This window comes from Geobacillus kaustophilus (assembly GCF_000948285.1).
GTDB lineage: Bacteria > Bacillota > Bacilli > Bacillales > Anoxybacillaceae > Geobacillus > Geobacillus thermoleovorans_A.
This window is the reverse complement of sequence record NZ_JYBP01000003.1, coordinates 2,250,635-2,273,894: the sequence shown is the minus strand read 5'-3', so window position 1 is coordinate 2,273,894 and position 23,260 is coordinate 2,250,635. Positions and strand designations below refer to the sequence as shown.

Genomic DNA, 23,260 nt, shown 5'->3' with positions numbered 1-23,260 from the left:
TTATCTTATCACAATTTGCCGCGTAGGCATATACCCGGACGTTTTTTTTGGCCGCGCATATCGTATACTGTACCATTATGCATTGCCAAACAAGGGTGAACGGAAACGATGGCAGGACAATGGCGGTTTTTTCAACTCGATGAGCAATGGTGCATCGTTCACGTGCCGGAGCGCCCCAATGGGTTTGCCCTTTTTTTAATGGGCGACGGCGACCATTTTGTGAATGAACAGACGAGTTTTTGGCTCGAGCATCCCGGGCGGCGCCAATGGCTGGATGATTGGCTGGAGCGTGGGTATACGGTCTTTTCGTCCCATTTGTACGGCCGGCATTGGGGAAGCCCGAAAGCGGTCCGCCTGGCGCGCCAGCTCATTTACTCCGTGTTGAAAAGCGAAATTGTGAACCAGCGCATCTACATCGTCGCCGAAGGAATGGGCGCGCTCGTCGCCTTGCAGCTGCTTGGCGCCATGCCAAGCCAAATCCGCGCCGTCGCCATGATCAACCCCTGCCTTGACGTACGCGCTCAGCTTGACTATGAACAGGAACATCCATTCGTGTACCGGCGGATGGTGAAGGAAATCGCGACTGCCTATGGCTTGAAAGAAGAAGAGGTGCCGGAGGCTGTTCCGTCCCTCTTTCTCAGTCCTCATGACGTTCCGGTGACGATTTGGCAGCTGGCTGGAGTGAGCCCGTATCCATCCGCTTTGCACAGCCGCAAATATGAACAATGGATGAAAACGACAAACAACCGGGTGCGCGTCGTTTACGAGCTGCCGGAGAAACGGCGCCAACTGGCTCGGCAAATCGGGCAATTTTTCTGCCAATACAATGAACTCCCGTAAACGACAAGGGCAGGAGCTGATTCAAAAACTCCTTTTTTGTATCCGAAGTATGGGAACGAGATCACCTCTGAAGCCCTTGGTTTTACCGGGTTTTTCGTGGTGGTCTATTTTTCCATGTCAACTCAGATAGGGGCATGACCGCTTTTTTGGGCCAGCCCCTGCTATTTTTTCAATAAGTCGGCGAGCGAGGTGATTTTTTTCACGAGCGGTTTTAATTGTTGCAATGAGTCGGCTAGCGTATGGACGTTTTCAAACAGCTTCATGAAATCGATGTTCGGCAGTAAAGGCGGCTCCGCCCCGTTCCCCTGGTCTTCGCGATCGCCGGCTGGTCGGAGTGGAAAAGGACCGAACATCAGGCGGGAAAAACGGTCGCGCGGTTCACCGTGTTGTTCTTGTGCTTCGCCGTTGGCCATGGGCGATCCTCCCTTTCATGCGATGGTTGCTCGTATTTGTATTGTATGGCAGAAAGGAAAAAGCGGTTTGGACAAATGCCTTAGGGGCGCGGAAAGCGCTGGTTCAACTTTTGTTTTTTATTGCGCATCCGCGCTCTTTCAGCTAAAATTAGTACCAAGTAATAATAATTGGTGATGTAGACTGATTGTACATTCGAGTTTGGTTGTCAGCGTGAGCGTTTTTTTCCATTTTGGGAAAGAAAGAGGAGATGGATGATATGGGAGCAGGAATTATCGGGGTCGGCCGCTATGTGCCGGAAAAAGTGTTGACCAACTTTGATTTGGAAAAAATGATGGATACATCGGATGAATGGATCCGGACGCGCACCGGGATCGAGGAACGCCGCATCGCAGCAGATGACATCGATACGTCCGATATGGCGTATTTTGCCGCAGAAAGGGCGCTTCAAGACGCTGGCATGGAGGCGAAGGATATTGATCTCATTTTAGTTGCCACCGTCACTCCGGACCGTCCGTTTCCGTCGGTCGCTTGCATGCTTCAAGAGCGGCTTGGCGCTGTCAACGCTGCTGCGCTTGATATTAGCGCCGCCTGCGCGGGGTTTATGTACGGGATGGTCACGGCCGCCCAATTTATTGACACAGGCGTCTACAAGTATATATTAGTAGTGGGGGCAGACAAACTATCGAAAATCACCGATTGGACCGACCGCAACACGGCGGTGCTGTTCGGGGACGGCGCCGGAGCGGTCGTCATGGGTCCGGTGTCTCCCGGACGCGGCATTTTATCTTTCGAATTAGGAGCTGACGGAACAGGAGGAAAACATTTATACAAAGACGAATATATCGTCATGAACGGCCGTGAAGTATTCAAGTTCGCCGTTCGGCAAATGGGAGAATCAAGCGTGCGTGTGCTTGAAAAAGCCGGGCTCACGAAAGACGATGTCGACTTTCTCATTCCGCATCAAGCGAACATTCGCATCGTCGAAGCGGCCAGACAGCGGCTCGAGCTGCCGGAAGAGAAAATATCGACCACGATCCGTCGGTACGGCAACACGTCGGCCGCATCCATTCCGATTTCGCTTGTCGAAGAGTTGGAAGCGGGCAAAATCCATGACGATGATCTCATCATTATGGTCGGATTCGGCGGCGGGCTGACGTGGGGCGCGATCGCTTTGCGCTGGGGCCGTTAACGGCACGTATATTATCGAAATAAAAGGAGAGACGGAAACGATGGAAAAAAGACGAGTCGTCGTGACAGGCATAGGCGCCGTCACCCCGCTTGGGAATGACGCAGAAACGACGTGGAAAAACATTATCGCCGGCCAGTCCGGCATCGATGTGGTCACCCGTGTCAATCCGGACGACTTTCCGGCGAAAGTGGCGGCGGAAGTGAAAGACTTCGATCCGTCGCTGTTTATCGACCGCCGCGAGGCGCGGAAGATGGATCGATTTACCCAATTCGCCGTCGTTGCGGCGCTCATGGCGGTCAAAGATGCCAATCTCGACATTAATGAAAGCAACGCTGAACGGGTCGGTGTTTGGATCGGTTCTGGCATCGGCGGCATGGAGACGTTTGAACAGCAGTTTGAGATTTTCCAGCAGCGCGGTTATCGCCGAGTGAGCCCGTTTTTCGTGCCAATGATGATCCCGGATATGGCCGCTGGGCAAGTATCGATCATCCTCGGAGCGAAAGGGATCAATTCGTGCACGGTGACCGCTTGCGCGACCGGGGCGAACTCGATCGGTGATGCGTTTAAAGTCATTCAGCGCGGCGACGCCGATGTCATGATCACTGGCGGGACGGAAGCGCCGATTACGAAAATGTCGTTCGCCGGTTTTTGCGCCAATACGGCTCTCTCAACCAATCCAGATCCAAAAACGGCGAGCCGTCCGTTCGATAAAAACCGCGACGGTTTCGTCATGGGTGAGGGAGCGGGCATCGTTGTTCTTGAGGAATTGGAGCACGCGTTGCGCCGCGGCGCGAAGATTTACGCAGAAATTGTCGGTTACGGTGCGACCGCCGACGCGTACCATATCACCGCACCGGCGCCGGGCGGCGAAGGCGGCGTGCGGGCGATGCGCCAGGCGCTTCATGACGCTGGCCTAAAGCCGGAGGAGATCGATTACATCAACGCCCACGGCACGAGCACCGAGTACAATGATAAGTATGAGACGGCGGCGATCAAAGAAGTATTCGGCGATCATGCGTATAAGCTCGCTGTCAGCTCGACGAAGTCGATGACCGGGCATTTGCTCGGGGCGACCGGCGCGGTGGAAGCGATTTTCTCCGTGCTGGCGATCCGCGACGGCATCATTCCGCCGACGATCAACTACGAAACGCCGGATCCGGAATGCGACCTCGACTATGTGCCGAATGAAGCGCGCAAGCAAGACGTGCGTGCGGTCTTAAGCAACTCATTTGGATTTGGCGGCCATAATGCGACATTGATTTTTAAAAAATATGCGTAATGGATGAAAAGGAGAGCCTTGGTTGAGCGGAGCCGAAAACGCGTGAATAACGGCGGGTTCGGTTCAGCGTCAGGCTCTCTTTTTTGTTTTGTTTCACCGTCTTTTCCCTGCCGACATAACGTAAGAGAAAAGGAGGGAAAAGCGATGGGATTGCTTCCGACCGATCGATGGCTTGAAGAGGATGAAGGCGATCCGCTCCGGTTGTGCGCGCGGTTGGCGCCGCTTTTTGGCAAGATGCCGGCGCGTGAGATTTACAGCTATTTACGGCTGTATGGCATGTACCGAAGCGCCCGGCAGGCCGAGCGGCTTTTGCCGGAGATGAAAGAGCGCCGTCTTTGGGAACGTCTTGGCCGTTTGTACGAACGGCAAAGGCGGATATGGAAAGGACCAGACGTTCCGGTATTTTTGCTGCCGGCTGATGATGAAAATCGGAAGCTTGCGCGCGAGTTCCAAGGAAAAGGCGGGGTGGCGTTTGCCGATAAATTGTTTTTCTTCTTGCTGCCTGATCATTGCGACGAGGAGATCGCTGCGTTGGTGGTGCATGAATACAACCATGTATGCCGTCTCAAACAGTTGCCGAATGAAGGCGAAGATGCGACGTTGCTGGATGCAGTCGTTATGGAAGGATTGGCGGAACATGCCGTCGCCGAGATGATCGGCGCCGAGCAGTGCGCGGTCTGGACGAAGTATTACACCGATCGAGAGATGGAACGGTTTTGGCGGCGCTATATTGTCCCGAACCACCATTTGCCTGTTTCGCATCCACATACTTCCCGCATTTTGTACGGACATGGATGGCATCCGAAAATGGGGGGCTATGCCGTTGGGTATGCCATCGTCCGTCGTTGCCTAGAAAGAGGATATTCGCTCGCCCAATTGATGACGATGGAAGCGAAAGACATCGCGGAGTTGGCGGGCTTTTCAGGCGAACAGCAAGGAGCGTCTTAGCTCGAAACCGCATGGTGACCGACGCTGTCCGGTGATCACAAGAATCTTATGGGGCATCGGGCGCAAACAGGCATGTTGTCCATGGCGACGACATATATGTAGAACAAGGACGTGGACAAGAAGGAAGGGAAAGCCCGGTGGTCCGCCTGTTTTTTTATTTGGTCGGCTTCGGTTTTTCGGTCGTCGGCGGCATGATGGTGATCGCCTATTTGAACATCATCACTCCAGAGCGAGGTTTTAGCGAATATTTATCTTATATTTCGACAAGGGTGGAATGTTATTTATTCCCTATTGGCCTTCTTTTGATGTGGGGGAGCTTGACGTTTCCAAGCCGCAGCCCCTAGAGGGGAAAAGAGGATGAAATGGAATAAAATTCTCCTCCTCTGCCTATACTGATGGACAAACACGTCTGGAAGTGAGGGGTCTCTCATGCTTTATCTGCACGACATTTGGGTCAACTGGTTTGAAGGAGAAGAGAACGGATACAACGTCTGCCATTTTCACGAATGGCGCAAGGACGACCAAATCGAGCTGCTCGACCAAGTGCCGCTGTTAAAAGTATCCCCGGCCCTGTTTCATTACGTTGAAAACAGCTTGTCCGACCTTCCGAAACCGCTGCTAGACGATGTGCATCAGAAAGCGTATGTCCGCAAAAACCATGAACGCATTCAGTTGGACTATTGTTTCGTTGTCACGGACGGCGCCGGCGTTTTGGCTGTCGATACAATCGGTTATCAAATTCCGATTCGCAAAAGCCGCCTCATTCCGCGCCAGGAACAACTCGTCTACGAAATGGCGGCCGAAGCGGAGGAACGGGACTATCCGCTGCCGAGGTATGAAAAAGAATACCACATTTTATCGCCGGCGCCGGAACTGATGTGCGGACTCACGCGCAAAGAGCGGCAGTTGAAACAGCTGCTGTTTATGGCGCTTGACCAGCTTTATTCGACAAAAAATACTGCCCAGATGCGCTATTGGTATACGGAATGGGCGCCGGAAAAATACGCCGCTATTCAAAAAATGTCTTTTGATGAAGCGTGGGAACAATTGTATAACGAGACGAAATACGGGTGGTCGGAACGACATGAGCAACTGTGCGAAAACTTGATCAAAGGGCACCCATTTTTTGAAAAACTGTGGGAAATGGAGCAAGAACCGAAAGTCAATTAAAAAACGGGCCAAGGCGATAGGCGCCTGCCCGTTTTTGTATGGCTTCGCTGGATGCGGCTATTTATCGCCGCCGCCCGAGCCCCATGGCTTGCTCCATTTTGCGCACCATTTCCGATGCCACCCGATTTGCTTTTTCCGCCCCTTCATCCAACACGCGGTCAAGCTCCTTGCTTTCCATCCAATGGTGATATCGCTCTTGAATCGGCCGAAGCGTTTCGATGACCACTTGAGCGAGGTCGGCTTTGAAGACGCCGTATCCTTTTCCTTCGTATTGCCGCTCCAGCTCCTCGATCGATTGGCCGGATAGCGTCGAATAAATATTAAGCAAGTTCGAAATGCCTGGTTTCGATTCTTTGTCGTAGCGGATCGTTCCTTCCGAGTCGGTGACCGCGCTTTTGATTTTCTTTTCGATCGTTTTCGCATCGTCAAGCAGTGTGATGTACGCTTTCGGGTTGGGGTCGGATTTGCTCATTTTTTTCGTCGGGTCGACAAGCGACATGATGCGGGCGCCGACTTTCGGAATGCGCGCCTCGGGAATGGTGAACAGCTCGCCGTACCGTTTGTTGAAGCGCTCGGCAAGGTCCCGCGTCAATTCAATATGTTGCTTTTGATCATCGCCGACCGGAACGATGTCTGTGTTATAAAGCAAAATGTCAGCAGCCATCAGAGGCGGATACGTGAGCAGTCCGGCGCTGACCGCCTCCTTGCCGGCCGATTTGTCCTTAAACTGCGTCATTCGTTCAAGCTCCCCGATATAAACGATGCACTGCAGCATCCAAGCGGCTTGAGCGTGCGCCGGGACTTCCGACTGAATGAACAACGTCGCCTGCGTCGGGTCGATGCCGACCGCCAAATACAAGGCGGCGAGGCGGCGAATGTTTTGCCGCAGTTCGTGTGGGTCTTGCGGAACGGTAATGGCGTGCTGGTCGACGATGCAAAAATAGCAGTTGTATTCGTGCTGCAGCTCGACAAACTGCCGCATCGCCCCGATGTAGTTGCCAAGGGTGATGATGCCGCTTGGCTGAATGCCGGAAAAAATCGTTTTCATCGTTCTCACTCCTCGATGGTAATGAAAAATGAAAAGGCCCTGCCATCCCTCTGATAGGGACGGTAGGACCGCGGTGCCACCCTACTTATTGCGCCAACAAGCACAATCGCTCAGCCCATGCTTCACGCATGGCCCCCTGTAACGCGGGGAAACGTCCTCGCCTACTGCGCCGTCGGTTCAGCGGGAAGCTCGAAAGCCCATTCCATATGGCTAGCCGCTTGTTCGCACCGTCCACAAGCTCTCTGAAGGCATCGCCATATGTACTCTTCTTTCTCATCGCTTAGTTTATCCTACATTTGCCTTACATTATACGGAAAACATTCAGCTGTTGCAACCTTATTGCACGGCATATCCGGCGGCGATCATCGCCAGAAACAGAAGCAGACCAGAAAAGAGAAGCGGATACGTGATGGCGAAACGCCGCGGACCGAGCGGCTCATCTGATTCATGTTCTGCTGCCGCTTCCTCAAGATACCGCTCCACCTTCGTTCTATTCCTGCGCAATCGGCGAAACCCGTATGCGAATCCGTTGAAAAAACCGCGTTCATAAACAAACAAAAGCCCGCCGAGCGACAGAGGCAAAAGGGAAAGCAAAAACGAAACGTTAATAAAGGCCAACGCGGTCCATACACCTTGTCCCGCGACGATGAGTGCGCTCACCGCCAGCATCGCGGCAACAAGCCATCCGGTTCGAACAGCGATCTGTTTCATGTCATTGTTCCCGCCTTTCTGCTGTCATTTTTATTTTATCATAAACCTTGTGGGCGGGAAGGTTGTCAAAATTATTAACAAAATTATATTGAAAAATATAGAAGAAATATGGAAGTTCAGGAGAGATTTGCTTCGAAGCTGAGAGGAAGGGCAAAAAAATTATATTGTAAGCGTTTTCTTTTTCTGTAGGCAGAAATTTTTTATTTACAATTGTGACAAAAGTCGTTACAATGCAGATGGAAATGCAATCCGATCTTCATTCCGTTTGCAAGTAGTTTGAAATTTTTTTATTTAAGAAAATAAAAAAATTCTTTTCAAATATATTAACACAGGATATAATAAGCGATGTAAGTACAATCTTCTGAAACCAAATGGTTCAGAAGATTTGTAATACACTACATATTAAGGGGGGTTTTTAGTGAAGAAGCGATTTTCTTTCTTCCTCGTCCTGCTTCTCGCGCTGTCAACGTTCCTCGCAGCGTGCGGCGGAGGCAAGGACAACAACAACGCCCAAGGCGGTCAAGGCGGCGAAAAGCCGGCGGAGAAGAAGGAGCAGGTGCTGAACTTGCTCGATTCTTCGGAAATTCCGACGCTTGATTCAGCGATTGCCACCGACCAAGTATCGTTCATCGTTTTGAACAACGTCATGGAAGGCCTGTACCGTTTAGGCAAAGACAACAAGCCAGTGCCGGGAGTAGCGGAAAGCTATGAAGTGAGCCAAGACGGCAAAACGTATACGTTCAAGCTTCGCAAAGACGCGAAATGGTCAAACGGCGATCCGGTGACGGCGCACGATTTCGTGTTCGCTTGGAAGCGTGTGCTTGATCCGAAAACGAAATCCGAGTATGCGTACATCATGTACGACATTAAAAACGCGGAAGAAGTCAACACGGGCAAACTGCCGCTTGACCAGCTCGGCGTCAAAGCTCTTGACGATTACACGCTCCAAGTGGAGCTAAAAAACCCGGTTCCGTATTTCGTCGGCTTGACAGGGTTTGGCACGTTTATGCCGCAAAACGAAAAATTTGTGAAAGCGCAAGGCGAGAAATACGGTCTTGAAGCCAACACGACGCTGTACAACGGCCCGTTCGTCTTAAGCGAGTGGAAGCACGAACAAGGCTGGACGTACACGAAAAACCCGAACTACTGGGACAAAGACACCGTCAAGCTGGAAAAAGTCAATGTGAAAGTCGTGAAAGACACGGCAACGGCCGTCAACTTGTATGAAACAAAACAAGCGGATCGCGTCGGCTTGACGGCGGAGTTCGTCGATAAGTACAAAAACGACAAAAACTTCCACACGAAATTGGATCCGTCGCTCTACTGGCTGCGCATGAACACGAAAAAAGAACCGTTGAACAACGTCAACGCCCGCAAAGCCATTGCAATGGCGATCGACAAGCAAGCGATGGTGGATACGCTGCTTAACAACGGTTCGGTGCCGGCTAACTACACTGTTCCGAAGGACTTCGTCACCGGTCCGGACGGCAAAGACTTCCGTGATGTCAATGGCGATTTAGTCACTTACAATCCGGATGAAGCGAAAAAACTGTGGGAGCAAGCGAAAAAAGAGCTTGGCAAAGACAAATTTACGCTTGAGCTGTTGAACTATGACAGCGACAGCGCGAAGAAAATCGGCGAGTATGTGAAAGCGCAGCTTGAACAAAACTTGCCGGGCTTGACGATCAATATTAAACAACAACCGTTTGCACAAAAATTGAAGCTCGAAAGCAGCATGCAATATGATTTGTCGTTCTCTGGCTGGGGTCCGGACTATCAAGACCCAATGACGTTCTTGCAGCTTTGGACATCGACAAGCCCGCACAACGAAACAGGCTGGTCGAATCCTGAGTACGACAAGCTGATCAAAGACGCGCAAACGACGCTTGCCAACGATCAACAAGCTCGTTGGGATGCAATGCTGAAAGCAGAAAAAATCGTCTTTGAAGGAATGCCGATCGCTCCGCTGTACCAACGCGGCGCTGCGTATTTGCAACGTGAATACGTCAAAGATTTCGTCACGCACACGTTCGGCGCTGACTACAGCTTGAAATGGGCGTATATTGAGTAACCGTTCTCTTGAGAGATGCGGAGGAGAGTATATGCATAGGCATATACTCTCCTTTTGACTGATGAGGCGAAAAATGTCGAAAAACAACGAAGATTATAGAAAAGCAGAGGAGGTGCGGTCATGGCGCGGTATACGCTTCAGCGGTTCGTTTATATGATCATCACGTTGTTTCTTATTGCTACGTTGACGTTCTTTTTAATGAAGCTGTTGCCTGGTTCGCCGCTGCAAAACCAAGAAAAATTGACGCCGGAACAGAAGGCGCTCATTTTAAAAGAGTACGGATTGGATAAGCCCGTTCCTGTTCAATACATTCAATATTTAGGAAATTTATTGAAGGGGGATTTGGGGGTATCGTTCCAATATGACAACCGTCCAGTGACAGAGCTCATCAGCGACCGAATCGGCCCGTCGGCTCAGCTCGGGTTTCAAGCGATTGTCTTTGGAACGATCGTCGGGTTGATTCTCGGAATTATCGCTGCGATTCGACACAATCATTGGGAAGATTATACAGCTACCGTCATTGCGGTGTTGGGCGCCTCGATCCCGTCGTTTGTGTTAGGGGGGTTTTTGCAATATTTCATCGCTGTGAAACTGCAGTGGCTTCCGGTCGCCTTTTGGGAAGGCTTCAAATATACAATTCTCCCGACATTGGCGCTGTCTGTCGGGGTCATCGCCAGCATCGCCCGCTTTATGCGCACCGAGATGTTGGAAGTGTTGAGCTCTGACTACATTTTGACGGCTCGGGCGAAAGGGATCAGTCAAGCGGGGGTCATTATGAAGCACGCGATTCGCAACTCGCTTATTCCTGTCATTACCATTTTAGGCCCGATGACTGTCAATTTAATGACGGGAACGCTTGTCATTGAGAAACTGTTTGCTGTCCCTGGTCTTGGAGAGCAGTTTGTCCGTTCGATTGAACTGAACGATTACCCGGTTATTATGGGAACAACGTTGTTTTATTCCGCCTTGTTGATTTTGGCAGTCTTCATCGTTGATGTGTTGTACGGGGTTGTCGACCCACGCATCCGGTTAGCGGGAGGGAAAAAATGATGGCGAAACAACAATACGAACAACTTTCACCGGAATGGTTTCAGCCCGCCCCGCCGAACGTCGGTGAGCAGGAAAAAATCAATCGTCCGAGCTTGACGTTTTGGCAAGATGCTTGGCTTCGCCTTCGGGAAAACAAGGCAGCGATCGTGGGGCTCGTGATGATTATCATTTTGACGCTCATGGCGATCATCGCCCCGATGGCGAGCGACCGGACGTATAAAGATCAAAACTTGCGGCATGCGAAACTTCCGCCGAAAATCCCGGTGCTCGAGCATGTTCATTGGCTTCCGTTTGACGGCCGGGATGCGAACGGCGTTGATGTGTATAAACAGCGCGGCGTAAAAGAGTACTATTGGTTCGGCACGGATGACTTAGGCCGCGACTTGTGGGTGAGAACGTGGTATGGCACGCGCATTTCGCTTTACATTGGTTTGCTGGCGGCGTTGATCGACTTGTTGATCGGGATTGCGTACGGCGGCATTTCCGGCTACTATGGCGGCCGCGTCGACAATGTGATGCAGCGGATCATCGAAATTTTAAACGGCATCCCGTATTTAATTATGGTCATTTTGTTCATTTTGATTTTTGAGCCTGGAATCATTTCCATCACGTTGGCGATGGTCATTACCGGTTGGACGACGATGGCGCGGATCGTGCGCGGACAAGTGTTGAAATTAAAGAACATGGAATACGTGTTGGCGGCAAGGACGCTTGGGGCGCCGACATCACGGCTCATTTTCAAACATTTGATCCCGAACGTCATCGGCCCGATCATTATTACGACGATGTTCACGATTCCATCGGCCATCTTCACTGAGGCGTTTTTGAGCTTTATCGGCCTTGGCATCCGTCCGCCGGAAGCGTCGCTTGGCTCGCTTGTCAATGATGGATACAAATCGATTCAGACGTATCCGCATTTGATGATTATTCCGGCGATTGTCATCAGCTTGCTCATTTTAAGCTTCAACTTGGTAGCAGACGGAATCCGCGATGCGCTTGACCCGAAAATGCGCAAATAACCGACGGAAGGGGTGAAACCGATGGAGAAAATTTTGCAGGTGAACGATTTGCACATTTCTTTTGACATCCATGCCGGTGAAGTGCAAGCCGTGCGCGGCGTCACGTTCGACTTGTATAAAGGGGAGACGCTCGCGATCGTTGGCGAGTCGGGATCAGGGAAATCCGTGACATCCAAGGCGTTGATGCGCCTGTTGCCGACACCGCCGAGCCGGATTAAGCAAGGGGAAATTTTATTTGAAGGAAAAGACTTGACCAAGCTGTCGGAGAAAGAAATGCAGTCGATCCGCGGTGCGGAAATTTCAATGATTTTCCAAGATCCGATGACGTCGCTCAATCCGACGATGACGATTGGGAAACAAATTATGGAAGCGATTTTAAAGCATCAAAAGCTGTCGAAAGACGAAGCGCGCAAGCGGGCGATTGAACTGTTGCAGCTCGTCGGCATTAAAAACGCCGAGCTGCGCATGAAGCAATACCCGCACCAATTTTCCGGCGGGATGCGCCAGCGTGTTGTCATCGCCATCGCCTTGGCGTGCAATCCGAAAATTTTGATCGCCGATGAACCGACGACAGCGCTTGATGTGACGATTCAGGCGCAAATTTTGGAGTTGATGAAAGACATTCAGAAAAAGCTCGGCATGTCGATTATTTTCATCACCCATGATTTAGGGGTCGTCGCCAACATGGCCGACCGCGTGGCGGTGATGTATGCCGGGAAAATCGTGGAAATCGGCACGGTGGATGAAATTTTTTACAATCCGAAGCATCCGTACACGTGGGGGTTGCTGGCCTCGATGCCGAGCCTTGATCATAAAGATACGGAGCTGTATTCGATCCCAGGTTCGCCGCCGGATTTGTTAAATCCGCCAAAAGGCGATGCGTTTGCGCCGCGAAATCCGTATGCGCTCAAAATTGACTACGAGCTCGAGCCGCCGATGTTCCAAGTGTCTGATACGCACTATGCGGCGACATGGCTGTTGCATGAAATGGCGCCGAAAGTGGAACCGCCGGCTATCGTGCGCGAGCGGATGGAACGGTTCGCTGACATCGTCGCCCGGAAAGGAGGGAAACCGCGTGGCTAGACAAAAGCTGCTCGAGGTGAAAAACTTAAAACAATACTTCCCAGCCGGCCGCGGTGAGGTGGTGAAAGCGGTCGACGGCGTCACGTTTGACATTTATAAAGGGGAAACGTTCGGCCTTGTCGGCGAGTCGGGCTGCGGCAAGTCGACAACGGGGCGGACGATCATCCGGCTGTATGAGGCGACAGACGGGGAGGTGCTGTTTAACGGCGTCAATGTTCACGGCAAAAAATCGAAAAAAGAGCTGAAAGAGTTAAACCGGAAAATGCAAATGATTTTCCAAGATCCGTATGCGTCCTTGAATCCGCGGATGACGGTCGCCGATATTATCGCTGAGGGCATCGACATCCACGGGCTCGCGAAAACGAAAGAAGAACGGATGCAGCGCGTGTATGAATTGCTTGAGACGGTTGGCTTGAACCGCGAGCATGCCAGCCGCTACCCGCATGAGTTTTCCGGCGGTCAACGCCAGCGGATCGGCATCGCCCGGGCGCTTGCCGTCGAGCCGGAATTCATCATCGCCGATGAGCCGATTTCGGCGCTTGACGTTTCCATTCAAGCGCAAGTCGTCAACTTGCTGAAGCGCCTGCAGCGTGAAAAAGGGTTGACGTACTTGTTTATTGCCCATGACTTGTCGATGGTCAAATACATCAGCGACCGGATCGGCGTCATGTATTTCGGGAAAATGGTCGAGCTCGCTGAATCGGAAGAGCTGTACCGCAATCCGATCCACCCGTACACAAAAGCTTTGTTGTCGGCCATTCCGCTTCCTGATCCGGAAACGGAGCGGACGCGCAAGCGGATCGTTTACGACCCAGCGCAACATGGCTACAAAGATGGAGAGGAACTTGAATTCCGTGAAATTACGCCTGGCCATTTTGTGCTTTGTTCGGAGGAAGAGTATAAGCAGTATCGGGCGATGTATGCCTAGCAGAATAGAAAAGAGCGCCGCTCCTTCATCGCCGCATGATGCGAACGGTGAAAGAGGCGGCGCCCACCTATGCGCCTGTCTTGGCGCGTTATTTTTTTCCCCCGACGACTTTCCATCCTTGCTGGATGCGGCGAGAGGCCTCGACATGCTTTCCACTTTTGTTTCGGCCGAACATCCGCTCTCCGATTGTGTTGCTGATGTTCCCCATCAATGCGGTGAGGACGACGATCAATGCCGAAGCAATGGCAAAGTCGATGAAATAGCCGGCCATCGGTTCTTCCTCCCTTTTCCTCTTCTACTTTGATTGTAGAGGATTTGCCTTCGCATTGGAAGAGGAAAGAAAGAAAATTGCATTTATCATCGAAAAACTATATCTTTCTTGGCTGATGTATTGTATAATATATCATGTTAAAGTCATTTCAATTTGCAAACGATTGGCAAAGTGGCTGATCGCCAGACTGGCGTCCAGGCCGTGCTGCTATGCTGTCAGACGTCAAACCGGCATAGCGGTGCACGTCTGTCGTGTGACGGACGAGGGAAGCAAGGGATTCCTTGTCAAAAGGAGTGATCGAAGTGGTCAAGCTATACACATCACCGAGCTGCACGTCATGCCGGAAGGCGAAGGCGTGGCTCGAGAAGCACAATATTCCTTATGTCGAGCGCAATATTTTCTCCGAGCCGCTCACGGTCGAGGAGATTAAAGAGATTTTGCGGATGACGGAAACGGGAACGGATGAGATTATTTCCACCCGTTCAAAAGTATTCCAGAAGCTGAACATTAACTTGGAGTCTCTGCCGTTGCAAGATTTGTACGAACTTATTCAAAAAAACCCAGGCATTTTGCGCCGACCGATCATCATTGATGAAAAGCGGCTTCAAGTCGGCTACAACGAAGATGAAATCCGCCGCTTCCTGCCGCGCAAAGTGCGGGCGTATCAGCTTCGTGAAGCGCAGCGGCTGGTGAACGGGTAATAAAAAAACTTCTACATGGTCTGCCATGTAGAAGTTTTTTATCATTTGCTTTATGCGGCGCGCGACCGGCGGTGGGCCGCCAAGCCGAGCAAAACGGCAAGAACGGCCGCCGCCATTGGAAACAGCGCCTCCCCATTCGGGGGGTAAAACGGGCGCAACCGTTCTTCGGCAGCGATCATCTTTCCAGCGGTGTATGCCAAGAGGGCGCCGCCGGCATAAATGAGGATTGGGAACCGTTCCATGGCATAAAGGATGATTTTGCTGCCTAAAATAATGATAGGAACGGAACAGAGAAAACCGAACACAACAAGTCCGATATGGCCTTGAGCCGCTCCACCGATGGCGATGACGTTGTCAAGCCCCATGGCGACATCGGCTGCGACGATCGTCTGGATGGCTTTCCAAAGCGACGGTTCGGCTTTGATCATAGTCGGTTTTGCGTCTTTTTGCCCGATCAGTTTCAAGGCGATCCAAAAGAGGACGACGCCTCCAGCGAGCTGCAAGAACGGAATCGTCAACAGCCAAACGACGGCCACCGTCAAGACAATGCGAACAGCGATCGCCAGCGCGGTGCCGACAATAATGGCCACATTCCGCTTTTGTTCGGGCAAGTTGCGGCTTGCTAGCGCAATGACAACCGCATTGTCCCCGCCAAGAATGACATCAATGCCGATAATCAGCAAGATGGAAACGATGTATTCATCCACCATAGGCGTCCCTCATTCCGTCCGTGTTCATCATCATTATAGTAGGGCATGGCCGGTTTCATAACCAATTTTTAAAAATGCGTTTTTTTATTTCCCTTCTTTCGCTTTTTATCATAAAATAAAAGTACAAGATCATAAGTTTTTATTTAAATAGTTTCAGGGGCACAATCCCTTCCTTTTTTATTTCTCTGTTTTAGAAGGGAGAGTTGAGAAAATGGAAATCGAACGCATCAACGAGCATACCGTGAAATTTTACATTTCATATGTTGATATAGAGGAGCGCGGCTTTGACCGCGAGGAAATTTGGTACAATCGGGAACGAAGCGAAGAATTGTTTTGGGAAATGATGGATGAAGTTCATGGGGAAAGCGATTTTTCGCTCGATGGCCCGCTTTGGATCCAAGTGCAGGCGCTCGAAAAAGGGCTTGAAGTCGTCGTGACGAAAGCGCAGTTGTCCAAAGACGGAAGCAAGCTCGAGCTGCCGCTTCCAGAAGAGAAATGGCGCGAGTTTTCGCTGTCAGCTGATGAAAAGGTGGAATCGCTGTTCGGCCACCATTTCCACTTTGGCCAAACCGAAGATGCCGAGGAGAGAGAAGAGCAAGACGTTCTTCAGTTCATCCTTTCGTTCAAGGACATCGAGGACGTCATTTCCTTGGCTCACCGCGCCGACTTCTCCGAGCTGTCGAACCGCCTGTTCCAATTTGAAGGCCGCTATTACTTGTTCGTCGAGTTTGACGAGCGCTACACCGAGCAGGAAGTGGACAATATGCTCAGCCTTCTGTTGGAATACGGAAGCGATTCCCAGCTGACGATTTATCGACTTGAAGAATACGGGACTGAAATTATGGGCGACAATGCACTCGAAACGATCAAAACGTATTTTCCAGCCCCATAATGTTTCCATTCCGCCGATTTCGCCGCCAGAAATCGGCGTTTTCTACGTTAGCGGAAGAAAAACGGCCATCATGAAGAGCCGGGTGGAGGGGTTTTGTTGCGAAACACATCGAGAGTGGCGATTCTCGTCGTCATTGTTGGTGCGTTGTTAGTATTGACGCGTGGGTTGTGGGAAGGGAAGCTGCTCGGCGTTTTGAGTGTGCTCATCTCTTGCTCGGTTGTGTTCATCGCCTTTGTCATTTCCCTCGAGAACCGGAAGCCGGCGCAGACGATCGCTTGGCTGGCGGTGCTGGGGAGCTTTCCGATTGTCGGCTTTTTGTTTTATTTATTGTTCGGCCGCAACTATTGGCAACAACGGCGCTATAAAAAGAAAGCCGATTTTGATGAGGCGGTGCTGCTCAAGTTTCAAGAGCCGTCGCCGATTGCCGTCGAGCGGCTGCCGATGGCGCCCCATCAGCGTCCGCTTTTGCGCCTTGCTTATCGCATCGGCCGGCATCCGGTTTCACTCGCATCGCAGACGGCGGTGTTGACCAACGGTGAGGAGACATTTTCGGCCATTTTTGCCGAACTGGAAAAAGCGGAGCACCATATTCATTTAGAATATTATATCGTCCGTCATGATGAAATCGGTCAACGGTTGAAGCGCGTCTTGATGAAAAAGGCGCGCCAAGGGGTGCGCGTCCGTTTTTTGTACGACGCTGTTGGAAGTTGGAAGTTGTCAAACGCCTATATCGAGGAGCTGCGCGCGGCTGGAGTCGAGATGATCCCGTTTTCACCAGTGCGCCTCCCGTTTTTAAGCAACCAAATCAATTTCCGCAATCACCGAAAGATCATTGTCATCGATGGAGGCGTCGGCTTTGTCGGCGGGCTGAACATCGGAGATGAGTATTTAGGAAAAAACAAATATTTCGGATTTTGGCGCGATACGCACTTATTGATCCGTGGTGAAGCAGTGCGGACACTCCAGCTCATTTTTTTGCAAGATTGGTATTACATGACAGGAGAACGCTTGTTGACGCCGGACTATTTGTCGCCGCCGCTCATCGTCGAGGAAGGGCAAGGCGGGGTGCAGCTCATTGCCGGCGGTCCGGACCAAAAGTGGGAAGTGATCAAACAGCTGTATTTTGCCATGATTACGTCGGCCAAACGGTCGATTTGGGTTGCCTCGCCGTACTTTGTGCCGGATGAAGACATTTTGACGGCGCTCAAAGTGGCGGCGTTAAGCGGCATCGATGTTCGCCTGCTGGCGCCAAAGCGTCCGGATAAAAAAATTGTCTTTTACGCTTCGCGCTCGTATTTTCCCGAGCTGCTTGAAGCTGGGGTGAAAATTTACGAGTATGAGAAAGGGTTTTTGCACAGCAAAGTGATCGTCGTCGATGGCGAGCTCGCCTCGATCGGCACGGCAAACATGGATATGCGCAGTTTTCATTTAAACTTTGAAGTGAACGCTTTTTTGTATTATACCGACAGCATTCATAAACTCGTCCGCGACTTTTTGGAAGATTTTCGCCACGCTTCCATGATCGACTACGAACAGTTTCAACAGCGCCCGTTCCGGGTGCGTATCGCTGAATCGGTCTCCCGGCTGTTGTCGCCTCTGTTGTAACCAACCGCTTGTAAACGCCAGTCCGCCGAATCGGCGGACTTTTTTTCGACGCAGTTTGGCTTTGGGCAGGAAAACCGGCGATGGTCAACGAATAAAAGGGAAGAACCGAACGGTGAAGGGGGGCAGCAGAGAACAATTCCAGCTGTTCCCGCTCACGGACAACTATTTTTTACTGGAAAGGAAGTGATCATGTTGTTTGTCGCTCTCGCCGCTGATGGCAGGACGGTTTCGCTTGCCGGGGCGGAAAGATGGGAACGAGAGGGGCTGATGCGCCTGAAACGACAGGAACCGTTTTTTTGTCCCGCGTGCCGTCAAGAAGTGGTGCTCCGGTCGGGCCGCTACCGTTTGCCGCATTTCGCCCATCGAAAAGGGGCGGCCTGCCCGGTCGAGCACGAACCGGAGTCGGAGCGTCACTTAACTGGGAAGCGAGACTTGTTCGCGTGGCTCATTCGCCAAGGCATGGAGGCGAAGCTCGAGCCGTATTTGCCCGCCATCAAGCAGCGTCCTGACGTATTGTTCCGCCATGGCCCACACCTTTATGCCCTCGAATACCAATGTTCCACGATCGATGAATCGCTGTTTCGCGAACGCAATGACGGCTACCGTCTCCTTGGCATCCGCCCGTTGTGGGTGTTAGGAGCCCATCATTTGCGGCGTTCGCCAAAATATTCGGGGGAAGTGCAGCTCTCCCGGTTTCAATGGTTGTTTGCCCACCGTGTCCCGCATTCGGTTGTTCCGCATATATGGTACTACAGCCCAGAGACGAAGCGCTTCATCCATCTTGTCCGCCCGTTGCCGCTGTCGGTGCAGCGGACATTGGCTGTGGTCGATTCGGTTCCGCTTTCGTCGATTTCTTTCCCCGATTGGATGGCTTCCTGCCCGTTGCCGCTTCCGCCCGCGTTTTGGGAACGTTGGCTCGAACGCAAAAAGCAATGGCGGCGGACGTTTCCGCTGTATCCGAACCAAACTGTGCGCCGCATTTGTGCTGACTTTTACCAGACGGGCATCGTTCCGCCGCTGTTTCCGACCGAAGCAGGCTGGCCGCTTCCGCGAGGGTATTTATGGGAGACGGCGCCGTTTATTTGGCAAACGTACGTGCTTTTGTTTCTTCTTGGCAAGACGGATCGGCCGATGACAGCATCGTCTTTATTTCAATGGCTTGATGAGAAAATCCGCACCGGCCGCCTTGCCCCGCGCCGGCTGCCGCTTGTCGGCAGGGATACGCATCGCGAGGCTGTCGGCGAGTATTTGCATTGGTTGAGCCTGCTCGGCTATCTCCATCGCGAAGAGGGCGGACGGCTTCATTTGGTGAAGCCGCTGTCGTTTCCGGCAACTGTCGACGAAGTGATTCGCCAAGACGCCGCGCTTCTTGAACAAATCCGCCAAACGCCAGCGCTTAGCTGCTATTGCTCGGCGCTTGAGTTCGGGAGAGTGGAAAAAATGAGCAGAAAACAGGAAAAGATGAACGAAATGGTGAATAATAATTCGTGTATGATGATTTGCAAGGAGGAACGATGACAGTGGAGGAAAAGAAAACGAAAAAGTCGCTGCCGCTGCGAAGCGAGATTCCGGTGGAAGAAACGTGGCGGCTTGAGGACATTTTTCCGACTGATGATGCTTGGGAAGAAGAATTCAAGCAAGTAAAGGCGATGATTCCGAAGCTTAGCGAATACAAAGGACGGCTTGGCGAATCGCCGGAAGTGCTGTATGAAGCATTGCAATACCAAGATGAAGTGTCGATGCGCCTCGGCAAGCTGTATACATACTCCCATATGCGCTATGACCAAGATACGACGAACTCGTTTTACCAAGGGCTTAACGCTCGGGCGAAAGGCTTGTACAGCGAAGCATCGAGCGCGATGGCGTTTATCGTGCCGGAAATTTTGGCGATCGATGAAGCGGTGTTGCGCTCGTTTTTGGAACAATACGAACCGCTTCGCTTGTATGCGCATGCGCTGGATGAGATTACGCGCCAGCGCCCGCATGTATTGTCGGCAGAAGAAGAAGCGATATTGGCGCAGGCGGCCGAGGTGATGCAGGCGACATCCGACACGTTCAGCGCGTTAAACAACGCTGATTTGACGTTTCCGACGATCATCGATGAAAACGGCGAGGAAGTCGAAGTGACGCATGGTCGGTTCATCCGCTTTTTAGAAAGCGCTGACCGTCGCGTCCGCCGCGATGCGTTTTACGCCGTATACCATACGTATGAGAAGTTTCAAAACACGTTCGCCAATACGCTTGCCGGTTCGGTGAAAAAAGACAACTTTTTCGCCCGCGTCCGCCGTTATCGTTCGGCGCGGGAAGCGGCATTAGACGCCAACAACATTCCCGAGAGCGTCTATGACAATTTGGTTGCCACTATTCATGAACATTTGCCATTGCTGCACCGGTACGTGCGGCTGCGCAAACGAGTGCTTGGGCTTGATGAACTGCATATGTACGACTTGTACACGCCGCTTGTTAAAGATGTGAAAATGGAAGTAACGTACGAGGAAGCGAAGCAGTACATGCTGGAAGGGCTCGCGCCGCTTGGCGAGGAATATGTGGCGATCGTGAAAGAAGGTCTTGACAACCGTTGGGTCGATGTGCGCGAAAACAAAGGAAAGCGAAGCGGCGCCTATTCGTCGGGAGCGTACGGCACCCATCCGTACATTTTGCTCAACTGGCAGGACAATGTGAACAATTTGTTTACACTTGTGCATGAGTTTGGCCATTCGGTGCACAGCTACTACACACGCAAAACGCAGCCATATCCGTACGCCCATTATTCAATCTTTGTCGCTGAAGTGGCGTCGACGTGCAATGAGGCGCTGTTGAACGACTATTTGCTGAAAACGATCGATGATGAGAAAAAGCGGCTCTATTTGCTCAACCATTATCTTGAGGGATTCCGCGGCACCGTTTTCCGCCAGACGATGTTTGCGGAGTTTGAGCATTTGATCCATCTGAAGGAGCAGCAAGGAGAGGCGTTGACGGCCGAGGCGTTGACGGCTCTTTATTACGACTTAAATAAAACGTATTTTGGCGATGATATTGTCGTGGACAAAGAAATCGGCCTCGAGTGGGCGCGCATTCCGCATTTTTATTACAACTACTACGTGTACCAATACGCGACCGGCTTCAGCGCGGCGACTGCACTCAGTAAACAGATTTTGGAAGAAGGGAAGCCGGCGGTGGGGCGGTACATCGACTTTTTGAAAGCCGGCAGCTCTGATTACCCGATTGAAGTGTTGAAAAAAGCCGGCGTCGACATGACGAGCGCCGAGCCGATCCGCCAAGCGTGCCAAGTGTTTGCTGAAAAGCTGGAAGAGATGGAGCGGCTGCTTGAGAAATGAAACGAATGCGGCGTTACAGCCGCATTCGTTTGGACGGAAATCCACGAAACTGATGGCGGCGGTTCCATGTCGCCACCAACCCGAGCAAGGAGAGAAACAAAAGCGGCATGGTCGCCCAAAGCGGAAGGAGCTGCATGAGGCCCAACAAGTTCAGGATAAAGGCGGCACCGGATGCCGCCGCCCAAAGGGATAAGACGATGCGCTGCTTCATGGCGATGGTCCCCTCTTCCCATTTGCTTTAGTTGATTATATGCTGTTTGTCTGCTTGATCATGACGCAGAGCGAATTATGACAATAATGTGAACAAACGAGCAAACGGGTTGCCAATTTGGTTGGACGTTTGGTAAGATAAAAGCGTGAACGGAAGACAAAACCTGATACCCCTTTGTTTGACCGTGAACAATTTCTCCCATCCCCTTTGTTGTCTTGGCAACAAGAAAAAGCCCGGCGTCAGCCGGGCTTTCAGACTGTTGACAAAATGGTTATAAGACAGTTGTCTTATAACCATTTTGTTCCATTTTTAAGGTTGTTTTTCTTGATGAACGAACCAAAATAGATGCATACTCGAATACATACAGAAAGGAGAGGTCCTTTCTCCACAAGTAGTTCGCCAATTTCTTTAAATTCATGGCAGCACAAACAAGCATCGCCTGCATCTGGTTTCTTTCCAATCCTCGGTAATTCGTCCAGCGCAGACCATGCTTCTCTTTTAAATCTGCAAAATTCCGTTCAATCGTCTGTTTCCTTAATTCATACAACTCGCGATGTTCTGGTACATATCGTAAATGTTCGGCTTCTTCGTAATACTCTTGCCAAACATGGCGTGTCACGACTTTCGTATGATTTTTGCTTGCTGTACACTTTTGAAGGGATGGACATCCCTGACAGATGGATGGATCTGATTTATACTCCCGATAGCCTTCCCGATTCGTTGTTGAATAAGATAACACTTGGTGATTGGGACAAAGGTAACAGTCAAAATGTTCGTCATATGCAAATTCAGATTTTCGGAAGAACCCATCTTTCGTCTTTGGACGAGTATATGGCCAAATCGGATGGATCTCTTGTTCTAATAGGTATTTCGCAATCGCTGGCGTTTTATATCCGGCATCGATGCACACATCTGTTGGGCATCCTTTGATTTCTTGCTTCACTCGCTCAAACAGTTCAAAAAACGCTTGGCTATCATGAACATTGGCGGCAGTGACATACGTGTGTAATATCCAACCATGTCGGTCACAAGCGGTGTGATAAGAGTAAGCAAATACCCGTTCACGTTCATTTTTCACAAACATCCCACTGTCTGGATCTGTTTTACTGACTTTGATTTCTCGTTTTTTTTTATCATTTTCTGGCGGTAGTGGGGATTTCCCATGAGCGATGCGATCTCGCTCAATTTCTTTTTCTAATTCATCTTGATAAGCTTTCGCTTCCACTTCTGCCATTTCTGTTGTGAATTTTCTTTTGTTCGCACTCGCCTTCACATGAGTAGAATCGACAAATACGACACTTGGATCCACAAGCCCGTGTTGAAAGGCTTCTTCCAAGATTCTTGAAAAAATCTTTTGAAAAACATCGGTTCCCGCAAAACGTCGCGTGTAGTTTTTACTTGGTGTCGAATGATGGGGCACAGGATCATGCAGACTCAATCCCAAAAACCAACGATAAGCCACGTTTGTTCGAATCTGTTCTACGGTTTCATGCATCGAACGAATCCCAAAGATGTAACGAATCAAATACATTTTGAACAGCACGACGGGATCAAGACTTGGTCGCCCGTGGTCAGGAGAATACAAATCCTTGACCATATCGTAGATAAAGGAGAAGTCAATGGCTTTTTCTAGTTTACGAACAAGGTGGTCTTCAGGAACAAGATCATCAATTTTTACCGTTGTTTCGATATGTCTCCGATCTTCTTGGTAACGTTGAAGCATCTTATTCCACTCCTTCAAGATACCCTTATACCTATATATTAAAACAGCTTGTCGACTTT

At 51.0% G+C, this 23,260-nt stretch carries 23 protein-coding genes and 1 other annotated feature; of the genes, 16 read left to right on the top strand and 7 right to left on the bottom strand.

Going from position 1 to position 23,260, the window contains the following annotated elements; translation table 11 throughout:
• Positions 1-108 precede the first annotated feature (108 nt).
• Positions 109-840, top strand: coding sequence for an alpha/beta hydrolase (locus tag LG52_RS11735; protein ID WP_044732071.1), 732 nt, complete (start codon positions 109-111; stop codon positions 838-840).
• Positions 841-1,001: 161 nt separating this feature from the next.
• On the opposite strand, the gene LG52_RS11730 is transcribed toward LG52_RS11735, so the two are convergent.
• Positions 1,002-1,253: a hypothetical protein gene (locus tag LG52_RS11730; protein WP_044732070.1), complete on the bottom strand. Its 252-nt coding sequence runs from the start codon at positions 1,251-1,253 to the stop codon at positions 1,002-1,004.
• A gap of 257 nt (positions 1,254-1,510) precedes the next feature.
• Here LG52_RS11730 and LG52_RS11725 point away from each other — a divergent pair, with 257 nt between their 5' ends.
• The 5 genes from LG52_RS11725 to LG52_RS11705 all read left to right on the top strand — a co-directional run bounded on the left by LG52_RS11725 (position 1,511) and on the right by LG52_RS11705 (position 5,840).
• Positions 1,511-2,443, top strand: a complete 933-nt coding sequence (locus tag LG52_RS11725; protein WP_044732069.1) for a beta-ketoacyl-ACP synthase III — start codon at positions 1,511-1,513, stop codon at positions 2,441-2,443.
• Positions 2,444-2,483: 40 nt separating this feature from the next.
• Positions 2,484-3,722: a beta-ketoacyl-ACP synthase II gene (fabF, locus tag LG52_RS11720; RefSeq protein ID WP_044732068.1), complete on the top strand. Its 1,239-nt coding sequence runs from the start codon at positions 2,484-2,486 to the stop codon at positions 3,720-3,722.
• Between the two features lie 144 nt (positions 3,723-3,866).
• The gene (locus tag LG52_RS11715) at positions 3,867-4,670 is read left to right on the top strand and encodes a DUF2268 domain-containing protein (RefSeq protein WP_044732067.1); all 804 of its coding nucleotides are present in this window, start codon (positions 3,867-3,869) and stop codon (positions 4,668-4,670) included.
• A gap of 137 nt (positions 4,671-4,807) precedes the next feature.
• Positions 4,808-5,014, top strand: a complete 207-nt coding sequence (locus LG52_RS11710; RefSeq protein WP_011230308.1) for a hypothetical protein — start codon at positions 4,808-4,810, stop codon at positions 5,012-5,014.
• 85 nt (positions 5,015-5,099) lie between these two features.
• A complete protein-coding gene (locus tag LG52_RS11705; protein WP_044732066.1) occupies positions 5,100-5,840 on the top strand; it encodes a YjbA family protein in 741 nt (246 codons plus the stop codon).
• A 61-nt stretch (positions 5,841-5,901) separates the two neighbouring features.
• On the opposite strand, the gene trpS is transcribed toward LG52_RS11705, so the two are convergent.
• Together trpS and LG52_RS11695 are read right to left on the bottom strand one after the other, a co-directional pair.
• Positions 5,902-6,888, bottom strand: coding sequence for a tryptophan--tRNA ligase (trpS, locus tag LG52_RS11700; RefSeq protein ID WP_044732065.1), 987 nt, complete (start codon positions 6,886-6,888; stop codon positions 5,902-5,904).
• A 52-nt stretch (positions 6,889-6,940) separates the two neighbouring features.
• Positions 6,941-7,174: a binding site (T-box leader), on the bottom strand.
• 50 nt (positions 7,175-7,224) lie between these two features.
• Entirely contained in the window at positions 7,225-7,599 is a 375-nt protein-coding gene (locus LG52_RS11695) for a DUF3899 domain-containing protein (RefSeq protein ID WP_044732064.1), read from the bottom strand.
• Positions 7,600-8,017: 418 nt separating this feature from the next.
• Here LG52_RS11695 and LG52_RS11690 point away from each other — a divergent pair, with 418 nt between their 5' ends.
• From LG52_RS11690 to LG52_RS11670, 5 genes are all read left to right on the top strand, one after another.
• Complete coding sequence (locus LG52_RS11690) at positions 8,018-9,670, top strand: peptide ABC transporter substrate-binding protein (protein ID WP_044732063.1); 1,653 nt, start codon at positions 8,018-8,020, stop codon at positions 9,668-9,670.
• Between the two features lie 120 nt (positions 9,671-9,790).
• Positions 9,791-10,720: an oligopeptide ABC transporter permease gene (gene opp3b, locus LG52_RS11685; RefSeq protein ID WP_044732062.1), complete on the top strand. Its 930-nt coding sequence runs from the start codon at positions 9,791-9,793 to the stop codon at positions 10,718-10,720.
• Positions 10,717-11,739, top strand: coding sequence for an oligopeptide ABC transporter permease (gene opp3C, locus LG52_RS11680; RefSeq protein WP_044732061.1), 1,023 nt, complete (start codon positions 10,717-10,719; stop codon positions 11,737-11,739). The genes opp3b and opp3C overlap by 4 nt, the downstream gene beginning before the upstream one ends.
• 21 nt (positions 11,740-11,760) lie before the next feature.
• Positions 11,761-12,822, top strand: coding sequence for an ABC transporter ATP-binding protein (locus tag LG52_RS11675; protein ID WP_044732060.1), 1,062 nt, complete (start codon positions 11,761-11,763; stop codon positions 12,820-12,822).
• Complete coding sequence (locus LG52_RS11670) at positions 12,815-13,750, top strand: ABC transporter ATP-binding protein (protein ID WP_044732059.1); 936 nt, start codon at positions 12,815-12,817, stop codon at positions 13,748-13,750. The genes LG52_RS11675 and LG52_RS11670 overlap by 8 nt, the downstream gene beginning before the upstream one ends.
• 88 nt (positions 13,751-13,838) lie before the next feature.
• Here the strand turns inward: LG52_RS11670 and LG52_RS11665 are convergent, their stop codons facing one another.
• Positions 13,839-14,021, bottom strand: a complete 183-nt coding sequence (locus LG52_RS11665) for a hypothetical protein (RefSeq protein ID WP_011230317.1) — start codon at positions 14,019-14,021, stop codon at positions 13,839-13,841.
• Between the two features lie 302 nt (positions 14,022-14,323).
• On the opposite strand from LG52_RS11665, the gene spxA reads away from it, so the two are divergent.
• Entirely contained in the window at positions 14,324-14,722 is a 399-nt protein-coding gene (gene spxA, locus LG52_RS11660) for a transcriptional regulator SpxA (RefSeq protein WP_044732058.1), read from the top strand.
• Between the two features lie 50 nt (positions 14,723-14,772).
• On the opposite strand, the gene LG52_RS11655 is transcribed toward spxA, so the two are convergent.
• On the bottom strand, positions 14,773-15,432 hold the full coding sequence (locus LG52_RS11655) for a TerC family protein (RefSeq protein WP_044732057.1): 660 nt from the start codon (positions 15,430-15,432) through the stop codon (positions 14,773-14,775).
• Positions 15,433-15,643: 211 nt separating this feature from the next.
• On the opposite strand from LG52_RS11655, the gene mecA reads away from it, so the two are divergent.
• The 4 genes from mecA (at position 15,644) to pepF (ending at position 21,267) form a co-directional block, all read left to right on the top strand.
• Positions 15,644-16,324, top strand: a complete 681-nt coding sequence (gene mecA / locus LG52_RS11650; protein ID WP_044732056.1) for an adaptor protein MecA — start codon at positions 15,644-15,646, stop codon at positions 16,322-16,324.
• Between the two features lie 96 nt (positions 16,325-16,420).
• Entirely contained in the window at positions 16,421-17,929 is a 1,509-nt protein-coding gene (cls, locus tag LG52_RS11645) for a cardiolipin synthase (RefSeq protein ID WP_044732055.1), read from the top strand.
• 189 nt (positions 17,930-18,118) lie between these two features.
• The gene (locus LG52_RS11640; RefSeq protein ID WP_044732054.1) at positions 18,119-19,447 is read left to right on the top strand and encodes a competence protein CoiA; all 1,329 of its coding nucleotides are present in this window, start codon (positions 18,119-18,121) and stop codon (positions 19,445-19,447) included.
• Positions 19,444-21,267 carry an oligoendopeptidase F gene (pepF, locus tag LG52_RS11635; protein WP_044732053.1) on the top strand — a complete coding sequence of 608 codons (1,824 nt, stop codon included), beginning with the start codon at positions 19,444-19,446 and terminating at the stop codon, positions 21,265-21,267. The genes LG52_RS11640 and pepF overlap by 4 nt, the downstream gene beginning before the upstream one ends.
• Positions 21,268-21,280: 13 nt before the next feature.
• On the opposite strand, the gene LG52_RS11630 is transcribed toward pepF, so the two are convergent.
• Both LG52_RS11630 and LG52_RS11625 read right to left on the bottom strand, forming a co-directional pair.
• Positions 21,281-21,478: a hypothetical protein gene (locus LG52_RS11630; RefSeq protein ID WP_044732052.1), complete on the bottom strand. Its 198-nt coding sequence runs from the start codon at positions 21,476-21,478 to the stop codon at positions 21,281-21,283.
• 271 nt (positions 21,479-21,749) lie between these two features.
• Complete coding sequence (locus tag LG52_RS11625; RefSeq protein WP_231584462.1) at positions 21,750-23,201, bottom strand: IS1182 family transposase; 1,452 nt, start codon at positions 23,199-23,201, stop codon at positions 21,750-21,752.
• Between the last annotated feature and the right edge of the window lie 59 nt (positions 23,202-23,260).